Here is a 17,806-nt window from a genome sequence, read left to right as displayed (position 1 = left end):
TCCTGATACACGATGACGCCGTAGGTCGGCGACAGGCAGGCGGTCAGGTCGGGGTGGAAATAGTCGATCTTCTGCTGGCCCTTTTTGCGCAGGATGAAGTCATCGACCATCCCGGAACCGAGCGGGCCGGGACGATAGAGCGCGAGCACAGCGATGATGTCTTCGAAACGGTCGGGCGCCAGCTTCTTGAGCAGCTTCTTCATGCCCTCCGATTCAACCTGGAAGATCGCCGTCGTATTAGCGTCCTTGAGGATCTGGTAGGCGGCCGGATCGGTGAAGCCAAGCGACATCAGGTCGAGCTTCTCGCCGGTCATGCGGCGGATGTACTCGACGGCCAACTCGATAATGGTCAAGTTGCGCAGGCCCAGAAAGTCGAACTTGACCAAGCCGACCTTCTCGACGTCGTCCTTGTCGAACTGCGACACCGTCGACGCATCGCTGCCAGTGGCCTGATAGATCGGGCAGAAATCGGTGATCTTGCCCGGCGCGATCAGCACGCCGCCGGCGTGCATGCCGACGTTTCTGGTCAAATCTTCAAGTCGACCGGCCAGATCGAACAATTCGCGGATGGTTTCGCCATCGCCGTCGCCCTGCATCATTTCCTTGAGCTGCGGCTCCTGCTCCAGCGCTTCAGCCAGCGATACCGGCTTGTTCTGGACGATGGGAATGAGCTTGGAAATCCGGTCGCACATTGAGTAGGGCAGACCAAACACGCGACCGACGTCGCGGATCACCGCCTTCGACGACATCGTACCGAAGGTGGCGATCTGGCTGACCGCATCGGCGCCGTAGTGCTCGCGCACGTACTCGATGACGCGCCAACGGTTGTCCTGACAGAAGTCGATATCGAAGTCGGGCATCGATACCCGTTCCGGATTCAGGAAGCGCTCGAACAGCAACGCGTACTCCAGCGGATCAAGGTCGGTGATGCGCAGGCTGTAGGCGACCAGCGAACCGGCGCCGGAACCCCGGCCCGGCCCGACTGGCACGCCGTTGTTCTTGGCCCAGTTGATGAAGTCGGCAACGATCAGGAAGTAGCCGGGAAAGCCCATCTGGACGATGGTGTTGCACTCGAAAACCAGCCGCTCGTCGTATTCCGGCCGGCGCTGCAGGCGCACTTCGGGATCGGGGTACAGTTCAACCAGCCGGACTTCCAGGCCTTTTTTCGCTTCATCGACCAGGAACTCGTCGATGGTCATGCCTTCGGGAATCGGGAAGTCGGGCAGGAAGTTCTTGCCCAGCGTCATTTCGATATTACAGCGCCGGGCAACTTCCAGTGTATTTTCCAGCGCTTCCGGCAAGTCGGCGAACAGCGTCACCATCTCGTCCTGCGTCTTGAAATACTGTTCTTCGGTATAAATTTTCGGCCGCCGGCTGTCGCCCAGGACATAGCCTTCGGCAATGCAGACGCGCGCTTCGTGGGCCTGGAAGTCGTCACGATTCAGGAACTGCACCGGATGCGTGGCCACCAGCGGAATCCCGGTCTCGCCGGCCAGATCGGCGGTTTGCTGGACAATCGCTTCCTGCTGCGGCTGACCGTAGCGCTGGACCTCCAGGTAAAAGGCGCCGGGAAACACCGCCGCCCAAGCTCTTGCCCGCACTTCCGCCAGCTCGAAATTACCATTCAGCAAGGCTTCGCCGACATCGCCCAGATGCCCGCCGGAAAACGCAATCAACCCGTCAGCGCCAATTTCATCGAACCATTCGCGGCGGATTTCGGCCCGATCACGCCGGCCCTCAACCAGATACGCCTTGGTCAGCAATTCGCAGAGTTGCTGGTAACCGCGCCGGTTGCGTACCAGAAGCAACAGCCGATACGCATCTTCCGGCGCTTCCGGGTTGGCGATCCAGACATCGGCGCCGGCAATCGGCTTGACCCCCTTGCCGCGCGCACCGGTGTAGAACTTGACCAGTCCAAAGAGGTTGCCGAGATCGGTCAAAGCCAATGCCGGCATGCCGTCCCCGGCGGCGCGCTTGACTGCATCGCCGACGCGGACGATACCGTCGGTCACTGAATATTCGGAATGGAGACGGAGGTGTACGTAGCGCGGCGAGTTCATCGGCGGGATTTTAACCCGCCCGACCTCATCGCGGCGGCAAGACCTTCTGCACCACCATCCCCAACAACAGCCCCCAGAAGGCACTACCGATGCCGAACAACGCTACGCCGGAGGCTGTACACAGGAAAGTCACCAGCGCGGCTTCACGTTCCCGCTCCTCGGCCAGAGCAGCCTCCAGGCTGTTGCCGATAATGCCGAGCAAAGCCAGACCGGCGATGGCAGCCACCAGTTCGCCCGGCAATGCGGCAAACACGCTGGCTACCGTGGCGCCCAACAAACCGGTCAGCAGATAGAAGCAGCCGGCCCAAACCGCTGCCCGGTAGCGCTGCGCCGGATCGGGATCGGCCACCGGACTCATGCAGATGGCCGCAGTAATCGCCGCCAGATTGAAAGCAAAACCGCCGAATGGTGCGAGCAACAAGCCAGTCACCCCGGTCCAGGTAATCAATGGCGAGGCCGCTGTCTGATAACCATTGGCACGCAGTACGGCAAGACCCGGCAGGTTCTGACTGGCCATCGTGACGACGAACAGCGGCAAACCGATGCCGACCAGCGTCGCCAGGGAAAATGCTGGCGTCGTCCATATCGGCATGGCCAAAGCCAGTGTGACTGAATCACCACGAATCAACCCGCTCACACCGGCAAGCAACAGACCGGCCAGAAAGGCCAGCGGCACTGCGTAACGCGGCAGGTGGCGCCGCCCGATAAAGTAGACAAAAAACATCAAGCCAACCAGCCATACCTGACTGGCCATCGAACTGAACAATCCCAGCCCGAAACGCGCCAGCACACCTGCCAGCAATGCTGCCGCGAGGCTTTTCGGAACATGCCGCATGATCGCTTCGAACAGCCCGAAAATACCGCAGATGACGATCAGCGCCGAGGCAAAGATAAAGGCGCCAATCGCCTCGCTCATTGGTACTCCGGCCAGGCTGACCGCGAGTAGTGCCGCCCCTGGCGTGGACCATGCCGTCAGTATCGGCGCACGAAAATAGAGCGACAAGCCGACCGATGTGGCAAACATGCCGATGCCCAGTGCCCACAACCACGAACTGACGTGCGCGGCCGAGCCTCCGGCGGCAGCCGCCGCCTGAAATACGATGGCCGCCGAACTGGTATAGCCGACCAGGACAGCAATGAAGCCTGCGGTCAGGTGAGATAACGAAAACATGCGACGCATGACAAATGCCCCAAAAAGTCCGGGGCACATCATAACAGCGCACCTTGCCGGACTGGAGCAGCCCAGCCTTCTCGGGTACATTGCCGGATCATCAAAAACTAATGGAGACCGCAATGAACAGCACCAACGATCCCATCCTGTTGCGCGACGACCGCGCCGACGGCCTGACCACCCTGACGTTGAACCGGCCCAGCCAGTTCAATTCCTTGTCCAAAGACATGTTGACCGCAATACAGACCGAGTTGACCGCCATTGCCGCCAGCGAATCGGTACGCGTCGTCGTTCTGGCGGGTGCCGGCAAGGCTTTTTGCGCCGGTCATGATCTCAAGGAAATGCGCGCCAATCACAGCAAGGAATTCATGCAGGCACTGTTCAGCCAATGTGCCGAATTGATGCTGACCATCACCCGGATGCCGCAACCGGTGATCGCCCGAGTGCATGGGATCGCCACTGCCGCCGGCTGCCAACTGGTTTCGATGTGCGATCTCGCGGTCGCGGCGGATGTCGCAAAATTTGCCGTATCCGGTATCAATGTCGGGCTCTTCTGCTCAACCCCGGCGGTCGGCCTGGCGCGCAATCTCGGCCGCAAGGCGGCACTGGAAATGCTGCTTACCGGCGAATTCATCGATGCGCTGGAAGCCAAGCAGAAAGGACTGGTCAATCGCGTCGTACCGGCCGATGCGCTGGATGCTGAAATCGAACGGCTGGCCGGCAGCATCCTGGGCAAGAGTGCTGTTGCCATCCGCATGGGCAAGGGCATGTTTTACAAGCAACTCGAGATGGGGCTGGACGAAGCCTACGCCTACGCGGGCGAAGTCATGGCTTGCAACATGATGAGCGAAGATGCCGGCGAAGGCATCGACGCATTCATGCAAAAGCGCAAGCCGGACTACAAAGGTCGCTGATCAGGTCGGCGGCAGCCAGTCCCGAGGGCCAATCTTCGGGGCTGGCCGACCGATGTAATAGCCTTGGGCACGATGGATTTCCATGCGTTCCAGCTCGCGCAGCACTTCGGCCGACTCGACGTACTCGGCCACGACGGTAATCCCCATCTCGCGCGCCAGCGAGCGAATACTGGTGACAAAAGTCTTGTCTTTATCGCTGGTCAGCATGTTGGCAATGAAGTCGCCTTCGATTTTCAGATAATCGATGGGGAAACGCCGCAGGTAGTGGAACGAGGAGAAGCCCGAGCCAAAATCGTCGATCGCCAGTTTGAATCCATCGGCCTTCAGATCGACCAGGAAACGTTCAAGCAAACCGAGATTTTTCACGGTGTCGCGCTCAGTAATCTCGAACACGATGCGATCAGGAGAAACGCCGCTACTGGCAATGATGCGCCGCAAGTCGCGCGCGAATTCATTGAACACCAGAGCGCGCGGCGACAGGTTAACGAAAATCTCGCCATCGTGTCCCTGAGCGGCCAGCGAGTGCAGCGCCCGTTCAAGCACCAGCATGTCCAGGCGATGAATGACGCCAATTTTCTCGGCGATTTCGACAAACTCGTCGGCCCGGATCATGTTGCCATCCAGATCGATGCGCGACAACACCTCATAAGCCACGATCTGATGCGTTGCCACATCGAGAATAGGCTGGAAGTAAGGCACAACACGCTGGTTCTCGATCGCTTCGATCACCATCACGCTCTTCTGCGAAATATCGCGGAAAATATCCACGATATCGTCTTGTGACGGAATGGCGACCTGATCCTTGCCAGCCGCCTTGGCCCGATACATCATGTTGTCGGCAAACATCAGCAGATCCTTGGCGTTATCCGCATGATCCGGATAAACCGCCAGCCCGATGGATGCCGTCGCGTGCAAACGCACGCCATCCGGGGTCATCACCTCAAGATCTTCGACCGCCTTGAGGACACGCTGGGCCACCATGACGGTAGCCTCCAAGGAAGCCTCGGGCAAGACGGCGACAAATTCATCACCACCGTAACGGGCCAGGATATCACCGTCGCGCAATGCCCCCTGAACCTGTCGGGCAAAGCGCTGCAGGTAGGTATCACCAACCGAGTGTCCGTAGTTGTCATTGATCAGCTTGAAATTATCGAGATCGATCAGCAACAAGCCGAAGCTGTAAGCATGCCGTTGTGCCCGCCCGACTTCGTAGGACGAAAGCTCCCAAAACACCCGCTGATTGAACAAGTCAGTTAAAGGATCGCGTGTCGCGTAATACTCAAGATCACGCGTATAGCGATAAATTGCCTTGACCGAACCAACCACATTGAGCAGTGTGGACAACACACTCTCAACTACCAGATAACGCGTTTCATCCTCCAGCACCCCTGCGTGCACCCCGATGCCGACAATCCCGCCAATTTTTGGCTTGTCGACAAAGAAGGACTTCACCCGGAGTGCCACCTCATCATCGGACAATTCGACCAGTTCCCCGTCCGGATTGGCAATATGGTGGTGGATACCAAAATTTCCCGGATCCATGAAACTGACACTGAGTGCCAGTTCCTGGCTGATGTAATACTCCATGCGTTTTTTTGTCTCGCCGGACACCGGCCCCGACCAGAAAACTTCCAGATCGAACATCTCATCGTCGATCTTGAAAATGGAAAACAGGGTGTGGGCAGGCAAGATGCAATTGATTTCAATCAGCAGTCGCCCGACATACTCCCGCCAATCGCGTACGACATCAGCGGTGATGACAAATTTTTCCAGCAAGCCGATCTCGAAGCTGAGGATTTCCTTGTCAACCGCGATACCGCGCAACTTATCGAGCAGACCCCGCAAGGCTTCGTCGATTCGATTCAGTTCGACAAATCCGAAATCGCGTTCGACAGATGCCAGTGCTTTCAGGTCGCCAACCGTTGCCACCTGATCAAAGGTTTCCTGCAGGCTTTCCACGGCATTTTCGATACGCCGCCCGACCCACCACACGGCCACCAAGGCAAAACCACCGGCCAGCGGCAGCAGCATGGCAAAAGCCCAAAGCAATTCACTCCGTGCATCATCAAGCAGCCCAGCATAGTCCTGGCGTACCTCGATTGCGCCCAAGGCGGTGCCCGGTACAACATTCGTATGGCACTTCAGGCAACGCTCATCGGCGAGCAGAGGATAAATATGGCGCGCCTGCTCACGAGTATCGATCCGCACCGGCTGCCCGGTAGTCAGCGCCGAGCGCAGCGCATCATCCAATGGCGGCTGGGCGATTTCACCATAAATATCAACCACTTTCTGACCGCGATAAATCTGTACCTGCATGCCGCTGCCCGTACCGGAGTTGGCCATCGAGCGGAGAAAATCATCAGCCTGAGTTCTGCTCCAGCCCTGACTCATCAACTGGTACATGGACGCAAAGGTCACCCGTGTCGCCGCTTCCGATGCGCGTGCGGCGTTGGTCCGGACAATATTGTCAAAGACCCGGTCAAGCGACCAGTAAGCACCGCCAAAAAACAGGGCGGCAACAACGGCGGAAGTCGCCAGAATGAAACTGTTTATGCGCATCGCAATAATCTCCCGGCGAAAGATTATCATCAAATGCGAAATACGAATCCACTGATAGCACTTTATAGCTCATTCTCGAGCCATTCCTGCGGCACTCGGCGGTTACAATTCCCTGATGCAAGCACTCCCCCCGATCTCCTCCTGGGCACCAGGAACCCAGCGTTGGCTGGTCGCGTTACTCTTTCTCATGGCGCTCGCCGCTGCTTTTTGGCGCGCCCCCCAGCCCGAACCGGCCGCCTTTCTAGCACCACCAGCGCCCAGCGAAAAAACATTACCGCCCATACAGCAGGCAGAAATGCTGCCCGGCATGGGAGAAACCGCCGGCACGCCCAGCCTGACCCGACTGGCTGATGGTCGCCTTGCCTGCGCCTGGCGATCCAGCAGCGAGGGAAAACACGAACAAACCACTATCTGGTTCAGCACACGGGAAAGTACCGGCTGGAGCGAACCTCGACCAATTGCCAACCGCGAATACACTGCAGGCGCCATTTTTGCGCATATTCAACGGATCGATTCGCCCATAATCCATCAGCACGGCGATCTGCTCCACCTTTGGTATGCCGCAACAGGCGTTGCCGGTCACGCCGGCCAAACCATCATCCACAGCCTGTCGAACAACGGAGGTCTGCACTGGACGACACCGGCCCGCCTGCAGACCTCCCCGTTCGGCAACAACGGCATGCTATTGCGTGCCCCCCCCATTCCGCTGGACGATGGCGGGCTTGCCTTGCCACTCAGCCAGCATCTGTTTTCGCCGCATGGCGAATGGCTGCGCCTGACAGCAAACGGCCAGATCCTCGAAAAAGCGCGCATGCCGCATGACGTTCCAAGTAGCCACCCGGCCGCACTGGCGCTCGATACAAACCGGGCAATAGCCCTGCTGCAGGATGGCACGGCAGAGCGACTCAGGGCGGTTTCAAGCGACAATGGCGGACGCTCATGGCAAGCCATCGACTTCCCGGCACTGCCAAATCCAGACAGCCCCGTCGCGCTTGTCCGACTGCCCAGTGGCCGCCTGCTCCTGGCTGGCAACACAGCGGCCGGCCGGGGAAATCTGGCGTTATGGATTGGCGACGCCAATGCACGAGAATGGCGCCTCGCCCGCACTATAGAATCTGCCGCCGATGGCGCCGCCGACTTCTCCGAACCAAGTTTGCTGGCGGCACCGGATGGCTGGATACACCTGGCTTACAACTGGCGTCGGCAAGGCATTCGCTACATGAGTTTCAGCGAAGCATGGCTGGACGGAGGCGATCAATGAATCTGCTTGCCGCTTACGGTCTACTCGCCCACGGCCTGATTTTTGGCGCACTCGCCAGCCTGCTGCCACTGGGTATCCTGCGCGCACACGCGGCATTGGCGGCAACTACAATCGCGCTGCTCGCCGGCATCGCGCCAGTCATGCACGCAAGCTTCGGTACGCCTTCGGTCACCTTGCTGAGCCTGGCCGTACTGCGCCTGTCGAAGCAACCACGCTCGCCACTCGACTATCAAGGTGCGCTTGGACTGCTGGCTTTCGCTTCACTTTTTTATCCAGCGGCGCTCGGCTGGGGGGCATTTGACCCTTATGCTCTGGGCTATCAGCCCTGGGCCATCCTTGGCGCACTCGTGCCAGTCGGATTGGCGCTCTGGCTGCGCCGCATGCATCTGTGGCTATTGATTCTGGCGGCTGACCTGACCGCTTATGCCAGCGGAGTCTTTGCCAACCTATGGGATGTCCTGCTCGATCCTCTACTAGTTTTTGTCGCTTTCTGCATCGTGCTGCAACATCACCTGCTGCGCTTTATTGCTGCAAGGCGTCGCTGATCAAACGACGAATGCTGGAAGCCTCAAAGGGCTTGTCACAGATGGCCGAAACGCCGGCCCGTTCGACGGCGGCCAGACGCCCCATGTTCTGTTCGCTGGTAACCATCAGGATTGGCACCTCGGCTTGCCAGCTTTCGGTCCGGATATATTCGGTCAGTTCACGGCCATCCATTTCCGGCATGTTGTAGTCGGTAATGACCAGATCGAACATGCTCTCCTGAAGCACGGACACCGCCTGCTTGCCATCGGAAGCCTCGATAATCTGCTCGATGCCAAGTTGCTCCAGCAAGCGACGCAAATGATGGCGCGATGCCAGGCTGTCATCGACCACCAAAACCCGCAAGCCATGCAAATCGGCGGTATCGCCATCCTCCGGCGGATTCAGGTAATCAGCAGCGGAGTACAAGGCACGCGACAGCTGCTGCTCGGTAAAAGGCTTGGGCACGATACAGCACGCCCCCGACTGACGCACCGGGTCAAGTACTTGCGGTCGGGTTTCGCTGGATAACAGGATAAAGGGCAGACTATCCAGATCAGGATCGGCACGCATTGCCACGACCAGATCGGTTCCTGCCATATCCGGCAGGTAAAGGCTGCTCACCACGACCATGCCGGCACTTTCCAGCCTGAGACAATCCAGCGCCTCACCGCCAGTGGCGACAACCGCCACCCGATCGATCCCTTGATGCTGCAGCATGCGGGTCACCAGATTGGCTTGCATCTGGGAAGGTTCGACCAGCAAAACGCTAAGGTCGGCAAGGGAAGTGGTCAGTGCCATGTGCAGCCATCCGGTTGGCAAAAATAATGAGCGCACTATAACAGGCAGCGCCTTATTTGAAGCGCATAGCCTGGCGCGACAGCGTTTTCTCGATATGCTGGAAAAACCAGCCAACGAAGCGTTGACCGCAAAATTGGAAGCAACAAGCCGCATCAAACCCGGCACCATGACGCATAGTTATTGCATCACACACAAGCAGCAGTGATAAAGTAGCCAACACAAAATAAAGACCTGCGGCAACGCTGGCAGCCCTTTTCGCCACAGACAAAACAGGAGTGGCTCACGCATCATGGCTTTGAAAGAAGTTCTCTGGCGCTCGCTCAAGACCCGCGTGACACTGATCACGCTGGCCATTTTTCTTGCCAGCATCTGGTCACTCACTTTTTTTGCCAGCCATATCCTGCGCGACGACCTGGAACAACAACTGGGCGCCCAGCAACTATCCACCGCCGCCTTCATTGCCCGCGCCATCAACCGGGAACTCGATCAGCGCTTTGAAGTACTGAGCCTGGTCGCCCGTCGCATCCGCGAAGAAAACCCGCTCAATGCGACTTCAATGCAGGCCCTGCTCGATCAACGTCTGATTCTCGAAGGACCGTTCAATGGCGGCGTGGTCTACATCGACATCGACGGCAACGTACAGGCCGAGGTACCGGTTTCGGCGAATCGGATTGGCATCAATTACCGCGACCGCGACTACATCAACACAGCACTGCAGGAGGGCAGGCCAGCGATAAGCCCGCCTGTCATGGGCAAAAAACCACTTTCACCACTGATCGGCATGGCCGTACCGATTCGCGACAGAGAAGAAAAAGTTACTGGCGCACTGGTCGGCATCATCAATCTGGACGAACCCAACTTTCTTGATGCCATCGCCGAAAAAACCTACGGCAACACGGGCGGCTACCTGCTGGTCGCGCCTCAGCAACGTCTGGTCGTCACGGCATCCGAAAAGCGGCGACTCATGGAGACGCTGCCGGCACCCGGGGTCAATCCCGGCATAGATCGTTTCATCAACGGATACCGCGGTGCCGCCCGATTGACCAACCCATCGGGCATTGAAGTACTGGCTGCCACCCAGTCCATTCCAAGTGCTGGCTGGTATGTCGCGGTGACGCTGCCAACCGCCGAGGTTTTCGCCCCGGCTCGCGGCATGTTGCAAAAAATCATGCTGGCAGCGGGATTGCTATCGCTCTTTGCTGGCGGCATTACCTGGTGGATGTTGCGCCGCCAGTTGGCCCCGATGTTTGCTGCCGCCCAGACCATCGCCCGACTATCCGATACCAACCAGCCATTGCAAACACTCCCCACCAAGGGAAATGATGAAATTGCCCAGTTGATCGGCAGCTTCAACCAACTCATCGAAACCATCCGGCAACGTGAAGCCACCCTGCATGAGAGTGACGCTGCGCTTCAGGGCATTCTGGGCACCACGCTCGATGGTTTCTGGCGCCTTGACCGCAACGGACGGCTACTCGACGTGAACCGCACCTACTGCGAACAATCCGGATACAGCCGTGACGAATTGCTCAACATGTCCGTTCACCAACTGGAGGCTGAAGCAGATGAAAGGCAGATAAAGGACCACATTCAGCACCTGGCGGAGCTTGGTCACGAACAGTTTGAAACGACACACCGGCGCAAGGATGGTTCACTGTGGCATGTTGAAGTCAGCGCGACCGGCCGCGAAACCGGAAAAGGCGAATTTTTCGCTTTTCTGCGCGACATCTCCGAACGCAAGAAAACAGAGATGGCCCTCATTGAGAGCGAATCGCACCTGAAGGCAGTGATCAGCACCGAACCCGAATGCATCAAAATCATTGATGCTGAAGGACAGTTGCTGCTGATGAATCCGGCCGGTCTGGCGATGATTGAAGCCGAATCGCTGTCACAGATCGCAGGACGCTCGGCCGCGGAGATCGTTGCACCCGAGTTTCGCAGCAGTTTCAGTAACCTGCACCAAAGCGTCATTGCGGGTCAGTCGATCAAGATGGAGTATCAGATACTCGGCTTAAAAGGCGGCCGACGCTGGCTGGAAACCCACGCCGTTCCCTTGCAGCACAACGGCAAGACAGTCCTTCTGGCAGTTGCCCGCGACATTGATGAACGCAAGAAAACGGATCGCGAACTGGAACAATACCGGCACCACCTGGAAAGCCTGGTTGACGAACGGACCCTGGCGCTTTCCGTCGCCAAGGAAACCGCAGAAGCCGCCAACCGGGCAAAGAGTACCTTCCTGGCCAACATGAGCCACGAACTGCGTACGCCGATGAATGGCATCATGGGCATGATCGAACTGGCCCAACATCGGGCAAGCGATACGCGACAAATCGACCAGTTGAGCAAAGCCATGCAAGCCTCGCGCAATCTGCTCAGCATCATCAATGACATTCTCGATATTTCCAAGATCGAGGCCGAACGTCTGACACTGGAGAAAATCGGCTTTCGGCTGGACAGCATACTGGCCAACCTGAACAGCCTGATTGCCCCAAAGCTGGCCGAAAAACAACTGGCACTGGTCATCGACATGCCTCGGGATGTCGGCATGCTCTGGCTCAAGGGCGACCCGCTGCGCCTCGGTCAGATTTTGCTCAATCTGACCGGCAATGCCATCAAATTCACCCGGGAAGGATCGATCACCATCAGCATCCGGCTTGTTGAAACAGGCCCCGACGACGCACTTCTGCGTTTTGCTGTCAGTGATACCGGCATTGGCATCGCGCAGGAAGAAATCCCGCGCCTGTTTTCCGCCTTTGAACAGGCAGATGGTTCGATGACCAGAAAATACGGCGGCACCGGCCTGGGACTGGCGATCAGCAAGCGACTGGCACAAATGATGGGGGGCAGCATCGGCGTCGAAAGCGAGAAAGGTATCGGCAGCACCTTCTGGTTCACCGCCCGCCTCGCCAGGAATACCGACTCCGCCAGCATGGCTGAAAACACCTCAGACAATATCGCCTGCTCACCGACGGAGAGCACGCTGAAATCGCACTTTGCCGGCACCCGGGTATTGCTCGCCGAAGACGAACCGATCAACCAGGAAGTGTCGACCGGTCTGCTGGAAGAAATCGGTCTCGTGGTCGATCTGGCCAGCGATGGCCAACAGGCCGTGGACATGGCCAGGGAGAATGACTACGGACTGATCCTGATGGACATGCAAATGCCTGTCCTGAACGGCCTTGAAGCCACGCAAACCATCCGCCGCCTGCCCGGACGGCAGCACACCCCCATCCTCGCCATGACCGCCAACGCGTTCGATGAAGACAGGACGCAATGTTTCAAGGCGGGCATGAATGATTTCATCGCCAAGCCGGTTGATCCTGAAGTGCTGTTTGCCATCCTGCTGAAATGGCTGGAAAAATCAGGCCAGTAGCACTATCCCGCGCTTGAATACTCCGTTTTCGCTACATACATCGCCTGCAGCAGTTGCCGCCGCTCCGGCAAGCGCAGCAAGGGCAGCACGTCGCAATAACGCAGATCGCCGGCATCGGTAAAGCTGACGCCGGCCACGCCCTCCTTGACCTCCCGGGCAACGGCATGCAGCCGCTCGCGCCAGTGCGTCACGACCGCCACCCAATCGGGAAACTCGGCGGGGGCAAAGACTTTCTGCTTGTCGTCGCCCAGTCCCTGCACGCCGGGCAGGATGTCGCGTGCCTCGGCCACACCGGCAAACGCCGGCTTGTCGAGCAGCACCTTGGCAAAGACCACGGCCACCACTTCGTCATTGACCAGCGCCGCGTAAATCGGCAATTGCGGCTCGGTAATCCGTTGCGCCGCCCAGTTCTTGCTGTCGATGGCGGCGCCGGTCTTGTAATCGATGATGATCTGCCGGCCATCGTCTAGTTGATCGATGCGGTCAACGATCATTTTGACGCGAATTCCCTCGATCTCGACTTCCGCAGGCTGTTCGCGGGCAATGACCGTAAATGCCTGCGGCCGCGTGGCTTCGAAGGCCAGCCAGCGTTCGAGCAGGCGACACAATCGCGCCCCCTCCAGCTGGCGGAAACGTGGCGGCAGCGTCGTGCGGGATTCCAGTTCGAAAACATCCAGCGCCTTGCCCACCGCAGCGCTGATCGCCTGCTGCAGCCCGGACTCACTGAACGCAGCCAGTGCTTCGGCGCCTTGTACCGCCCCCCAGAACACCTCCAGCGCGCCATGCACCAGCGTGCCGCGCGCTGCCGGATCAAGTCCTTCGACCGGCGCATCGAGTGCCTCGGCGCCCAGCCGGTACTGGTAAAACGCCCAGGCTGGGCAAATCGCCTGGGCACGCAACAACCAGCTACCACCGGTGACCTTTTCTCCGCTGCCAACCGGCGGTGCCTGCGCATCGTCGATATGCACACAGGCATCCTGCCCGGCCAGTTGGGAGGACAGGGTTTTGACCCGTTCGACCAGGTCGACCGCAGCAGGCAGCTCGGCGAGCAGCGGACTGGCACGCAATACCCGATTGCCATCGGCTCGCGACCAGGAAAAATCCACTTCGGGTGCCGCCAGCAACAACCGGGCATGAACGCGCCGGGCGAAATCCAGCTCCACCTCGGCGCAAGCATGCGCACTACCGGCCAAGCGCTGCGCCTCGGCAGGCAGCAAGGGATTGGGACGCGGTGGCGGTGGCCAGCGATCGTCATTCATCCCCATCACCCACAGCGCATCGAAGCTCAGGCCCGCGCTTTCCAGTACGCCGAGCACCTGGATCGCCGGTCGCCCCCGGGTTTCCGGCTGGAATACCCGCTGCCGGCACAGTTCGCGCAGACGGGACAGCGCAGCCCCCTGGCTCAGCGGCCCGAGCACGGCATCGAAGCGACCAAAAGTGTCGAGTACTTCAACAAAGGCACGCCGCGCCTGGAATTCATGGCTCGACAACGGCCGTTCACCCGGCCAGCCGAAAGCCGCCAAGGCCCGCCGGAAGCAGGCGCCCCACGCACCGGGTCGCTGACTGCGCGGAGCTTTCGTCAGCACCTCGAGACCACCGGCCAGCGCGACCATGCTTTGCGCAGCCAGCGCAGGCGCCTGTTCGGCCAGCCGGGCAGCCAGGCGCAACAAGGCATCGGGCGTCGTGAAATAAGGCAAATCGCGGCGCAGGCTGGCGTCGAGCCGTGCCAGTTCGTCGGCCTCGCTGCACGAAGCACCCCAGAACCCGGCCAGCAGCAAGGCCGACAAGCGCCCCTGCTCCTGTTTGGCCCGCCCGCTAGCGAGCGCCAGCAAATCCAGCGCACTGCGCACGACAGGCATTTCCGCCAGAGGGCGACCGAGCGAAAAATTGAAACTTCTCGGCATTTCAGCCGCATCGGGCCGAATGGCGTGCGGGTGCAATGCATCGTCGAGCAAGTAGCTCAGGCGGTCGCGCACACTGGCCAGATCGGGCGCCACGATGCCGAGCCGGGCCGCCGGATTGGCCGCCAGACGGCGCTTGGCCCAGGCGACCACGGCGTGACATTCGGCTTCGCTGTCGGCGCAGGCAAAAACCTGATTAAAACTCTTGTCGACCGCAGAAAAGGCCGCGTATTCAATCGCCACACCACGCGCAGCAAGCACGCTGGCCATACGCTCCTCCTGCGGCGTCAGCCGGTCGAAACCGGCAAACACGATACGGGCCGGCAAGCTCAGGTAGCCCACCTCCAGCAAATCGAGCAGGCGGTCACGCAAGCTTGCCCCGTCGATCCAGCCGGCACGCCGGCAGCGCGCCGCAAAGTCTTGCTGCCAGCCGACAAACAGGCGGGTTTCGTCGGCATTGCCGGTCGCGCTCAAATGCCAGGCGCGACACAAGGCATGCGCCTCCAGCGCCGACGTGGCAAGCCCAGGCAGATCGAACAAGGGCGCGGCATCGGCGGCAGCACTCGTCAGCGACTCGGCGATCACCTGCTCCCAGAGCAGGCGTTCGGCATAAGGATCGAGGACTTGCGGCAGATCGTCGATCCCGCAGAGCAAAGCCTCTTCCGCCAGCCCGGACTGCCATTGCCCGATGGTCATGGCCTGCCTGGTTTCCCACACGGCCTGCCCCGGCGGCTGTTCGCCGCGCAGCGTTTGTGCCAGGCGGCTGGTCGCACACAGAAACAGGGTATCGGTCATATCAATGTGTCCCGATGAACAGGAAAACGTTGGAAACGCCACTCGTCGAATAAGCGAAGCCTAGGTAAGCCTGCCCTAGCGGCGTCTGACCACCGAGATAAATCGCCGTCGAATTCAACCAGTCATCCTGCCGGGTCTCACTGAGGCGCCTGCCGAGTCGCGCCGCCTCGAAGGCCAGCCCGACACGCATATCTCCGCGCAAGCCCAGCGGCAAACGGCCGACGATTTGCTCCGTCCGCAGGCTGGCGTAACGGATGTCATCGCCCTGCAACTGATTCGGGCTGAATGCCGTCATGTTCAGGAAGCCCCCCAAACGCCCCGCGTCGAACACCGGCAGACGGCCACGTGGCGAGCCGATATAGTTCAGCCGTGCATTGAACACGGTATCAACCAACGTGAAGGCACCTCGCACATCAGCATCAACCCGGGAATAATCGAGTTTTGGCGAATCGAAATAACTCAAGCGGGCAGCCCAGCCGCGTGTCGGAAAGTACATTCGATCAAACCGATCGAACTCCAGGGCCGCCTGCCAGCCACCGAAATTCGCATCGGCATTCGGCAAGGACGACACACCGATGTCGCGGCGATAACTCCGGTCGCGCTGCAGCCAGCCCAAACGGGCTGTCCCGCGAAAATCCATGTTGCGCCCCAACCATGCACCAACCCGCCCCTCGGTTGCCTTGTACTGGGCAATACGATGTTTGTCCTGGAAAACATTGATGCGTTCCTGCTCAAACCCGAGCAAGCCTTCGAAAAAGTAATCCTGCCGGGCGTCGAAGGGCTGGTAATAATTCACGCCCAGACGATTGTTCGAGCCAAGCTCGGCATGGTAGAGCAGTTCACCACCCAGCGGATTGATCCAGGTTCGATGGTAGGCGGCACGCAGGCCGAAGGACGAACCATCACGGTTATCTGCTTCCAGACTCACGCCAAAACGCAGGTAATCCGGCCCCCAGGATTTCTCCATCGGCATCACCCGCAAGATGTTCCGTCCCTCGCTGGAATGCACGGCGTAATCGACACTTTCATAATGCCCGTCACCGTAAATTTGCAGCAGGTCGCGATCAATGTCCCCCGCACGCAATGTACCCCCCGGCGCAAGCTTGAGGAAGCGCTCGACAGCCCCGGGATTGACCCGCTGCAAACCGACCACCTGGACTTCATCAATCCGTATCGGCTCACGCTGTTGCACATCAAGCCGCTGGCGCCACGCCGCATAAGCCTCCGCCTTCAGACTCAGTGCCGCCAGTTTGGCTTCTAACGTCTCAGCCGCCACCTGACCTCGAGCAGCGGCTTCGGTGTGCAGCGCGAAATCGCTGGCCCAGATACCCTCTAGATCCGGCTTGATGTAAATATCGCCTGCCTTCAGCATCGCCCGCGAGCGGCTCACATTCTGCTCGGTCAGGATACCGATCATCTGGGCGGAGACGCTGAGCAGCGAACCCACTTCCTCGACCTTGAGCAACGGCGAACTGACATCAACAGCAATCACGACATCAGCCTGGCAACGTTCGCGCACCTCTGCTACCGGCAGGTTATCCACCAACCCACCATCGACCAGTTTTCGGCCCGCATATTCCACCGGCGCCAACAACCCCGGCACCGACATGCTGGCGCGCATGATCTGACTCAGTTGACCTTCACGAAATACCACCCGTTCACCGGTGCCGATGTCGGTCGCCACGATGGATAACGGCAATGGCAACTGTTCAATACGCCGCTCCCCCTGAGTCGCCTGGACTAACTGGTTCAGGAAGAGCTTGATTTTCTGTCCGGCAACCACGCCCCCCTGATAGCGCACACCATCACCACTGACCCCGCTCTCCGAACCCGGCATGTAGTAGCGGGAAATACTTTTGTTACGCGGACTCATCTCCGAATACTCGGGATTGTCGACAAACATGTCGCTCCAGTCTGCCGTCGCCAGACTCGCCCGCATTGCCTCAGGCGACATGCCGGCCACCCAGGCGCCGGCAATCAGTGCGCCCATGCTCGTGCCGGCAACACAATCGACCGGCACGCGCAGCTTTTCCAGCACATCAAGTACACCAATATGCGCAGCGCCCCGCGCACCACCACCGCCCAGCACCAAACCCACCTTGGGCCTGGCTGACACATCGGCTGCCTGCACGCTGCTGGCAGCCGCGATCAGAAAAGACACTAGGAGACGAAAGCGGGAAATTGATTTCACTCTAGGCACACCCTATGAAAAAAGCCCTGCACAGGCAGGGCTTTTTCGGGAGAAAAAAAACGATTACTTGGTGCCGATGACTTCGATATCAACACGACGATCCGGCTGCAGGCAGCTGATCAGCGCCTTGGTCTTGGCATTGCCCTTGCAGGTGTCGCCGGTGACCGGCTGGGTCTTGCCCTTGCCTTCGGTGTAAACGCGGTTAGCTTCGATGCCCTTGGCGACCAGATATTCCTTGACGGCAGCAGCGCGCTTTTC

General features: G+C 59.4%; 12 protein-coding genes. 5 read left to right on the top strand and 7 right to left on the bottom strand.

Translation table 11 applies throughout. From position 1 onward, the window contains the following. A partial coding sequence (gene dnaE, locus RCI20_RS15875; RefSeq protein ID WP_306607214.1) for a DNA polymerase III subunit alpha occupies window positions 1–2,060 on the bottom strand: 2,060 nt, incomplete at its 3' end. 25 nt (window positions 2,061–2,085) lie between these two features. Next, window positions 2,086–3,240, bottom strand: coding sequence for a benzoate/H(+) symporter BenE family transporter (locus tag RCI20_RS15870; protein WP_306607212.1), 1,155 nt, complete (start codon window positions 3,238–3,240; stop codon window positions 2,086–2,088). Window positions 3,241–3,353: 113 nt separating this feature from the next. On the opposite strand from RCI20_RS15870, the gene RCI20_RS15865 reads away from it, so the two are divergent. Further along, window positions 3,354–4,145, top strand: coding sequence for an enoyl-CoA hydratase (locus RCI20_RS15865; protein ID WP_306607210.1), 792 nt, complete (start codon window positions 3,354–3,356; stop codon window positions 4,143–4,145). Here the strand turns inward: RCI20_RS15865 and RCI20_RS15860 are convergent, their stop codons facing one another. Continuing rightward, window positions 4,146–6,704 (bottom strand): bifunctional diguanylate cyclase/phosphodiesterase, encoded by a 2,559-nt coding sequence (locus RCI20_RS15860; RefSeq protein WP_306607208.1) that lies wholly within the window; start codon window positions 6,702–6,704, stop codon window positions 4,146–4,148. Window positions 6,705–6,819: 115 nt separating this feature from the next. Between RCI20_RS15860 and RCI20_RS15855 the strand changes: the two genes are divergently transcribed. Beyond that, complete coding sequence (locus RCI20_RS15855) at window positions 6,820–7,965, top strand: exo-alpha-sialidase (protein WP_306607205.1); 1,146 nt, start codon at window positions 6,820–6,822, stop codon at window positions 7,963–7,965. After that, complete coding sequence (locus RCI20_RS15850) at window positions 7,962–8,510, top strand: hypothetical protein (RefSeq protein WP_306607203.1); 549 nt, start codon at window positions 7,962–7,964, stop codon at window positions 8,508–8,510. Before RCI20_RS15855 ends, RCI20_RS15850 begins: the two co-directional genes overlap by 4 nt. On the opposite strand, the gene RCI20_RS15845 is transcribed toward RCI20_RS15850, so the two are convergent. After that, window positions 8,488–9,288 (bottom strand): response regulator, encoded by an 801-nt coding sequence (locus RCI20_RS15845; RefSeq protein ID WP_306607201.1) that lies wholly within the window; start codon window positions 9,286–9,288, stop codon window positions 8,488–8,490. The two genes, RCI20_RS15850 and RCI20_RS15845, sit on opposite strands and share 23 nt — an antisense overlap. Here RCI20_RS15845 and RCI20_RS15840 point away from each other — a divergent pair. Together RCI20_RS15840 and RCI20_RS15835 are read left to right on the top strand one after the other, a co-directional pair. Next, the gene (locus RCI20_RS15840) at window positions 9,287–9,493 is read left to right on the top strand and encodes a hypothetical protein (RefSeq protein ID WP_306607199.1); all 207 of its coding nucleotides are present in this window, start codon (window positions 9,287–9,289) and stop codon (window positions 9,491–9,493) included. The two genes, RCI20_RS15845 and RCI20_RS15840, sit on opposite strands and share 2 nt — an antisense overlap. A gap of 84 nt (window positions 9,494–9,577) precedes the next feature. After that, entirely contained in the window at window positions 9,578–12,661 is a 3,084-nt protein-coding gene (locus tag RCI20_RS15835; protein WP_306607197.1) for a PAS domain S-box protein, read from the top strand. Window positions 12,662–12,663: 2 nt separating this feature from the next. Here the strand turns inward: RCI20_RS15835 and RCI20_RS15830 are convergent, their stop codons facing one another. The 3 genes from RCI20_RS15830 to RCI20_RS15820 all read right to left on the bottom strand — a co-directional run. Beyond that, entirely contained in the window at window positions 12,664–15,357 is a 2,694-nt protein-coding gene (locus RCI20_RS15830) for a PD-(D/E)XK nuclease family protein (RefSeq protein ID WP_306607194.1), read from the bottom strand. A 1-nt stretch (window position 15,358) separates the two neighbouring features. Next, the gene (locus RCI20_RS15825) at window positions 15,359–17,518 is read right to left on the bottom strand and encodes a patatin-like phospholipase family protein (RefSeq protein WP_306607191.1); all 2,160 of its coding nucleotides are present in this window, start codon (window positions 17,516–17,518) and stop codon (window positions 15,359–15,361) included. 93 nt (window positions 17,519–17,611) lie between these two features. Next, on the bottom strand, window positions 17,612–17,806 hold a 195-nt coding region (locus tag RCI20_RS15820; protein ID WP_306606394.1), incomplete at its 5' end, for an OmpA family protein.

It is taken from the genome of Azonexus sp. (genome assembly GCF_030824335.1).
In the GTDB taxonomy this organism is placed as follows: Bacteria; Pseudomonadota; Gammaproteobacteria; order Burkholderiales; family Rhodocyclaceae; genus Azonexus.
The sequence above is the reverse complement of the archived record's forward strand: the minus strand, read 5'-3'. Positions and strand labels throughout refer to the sequence as shown.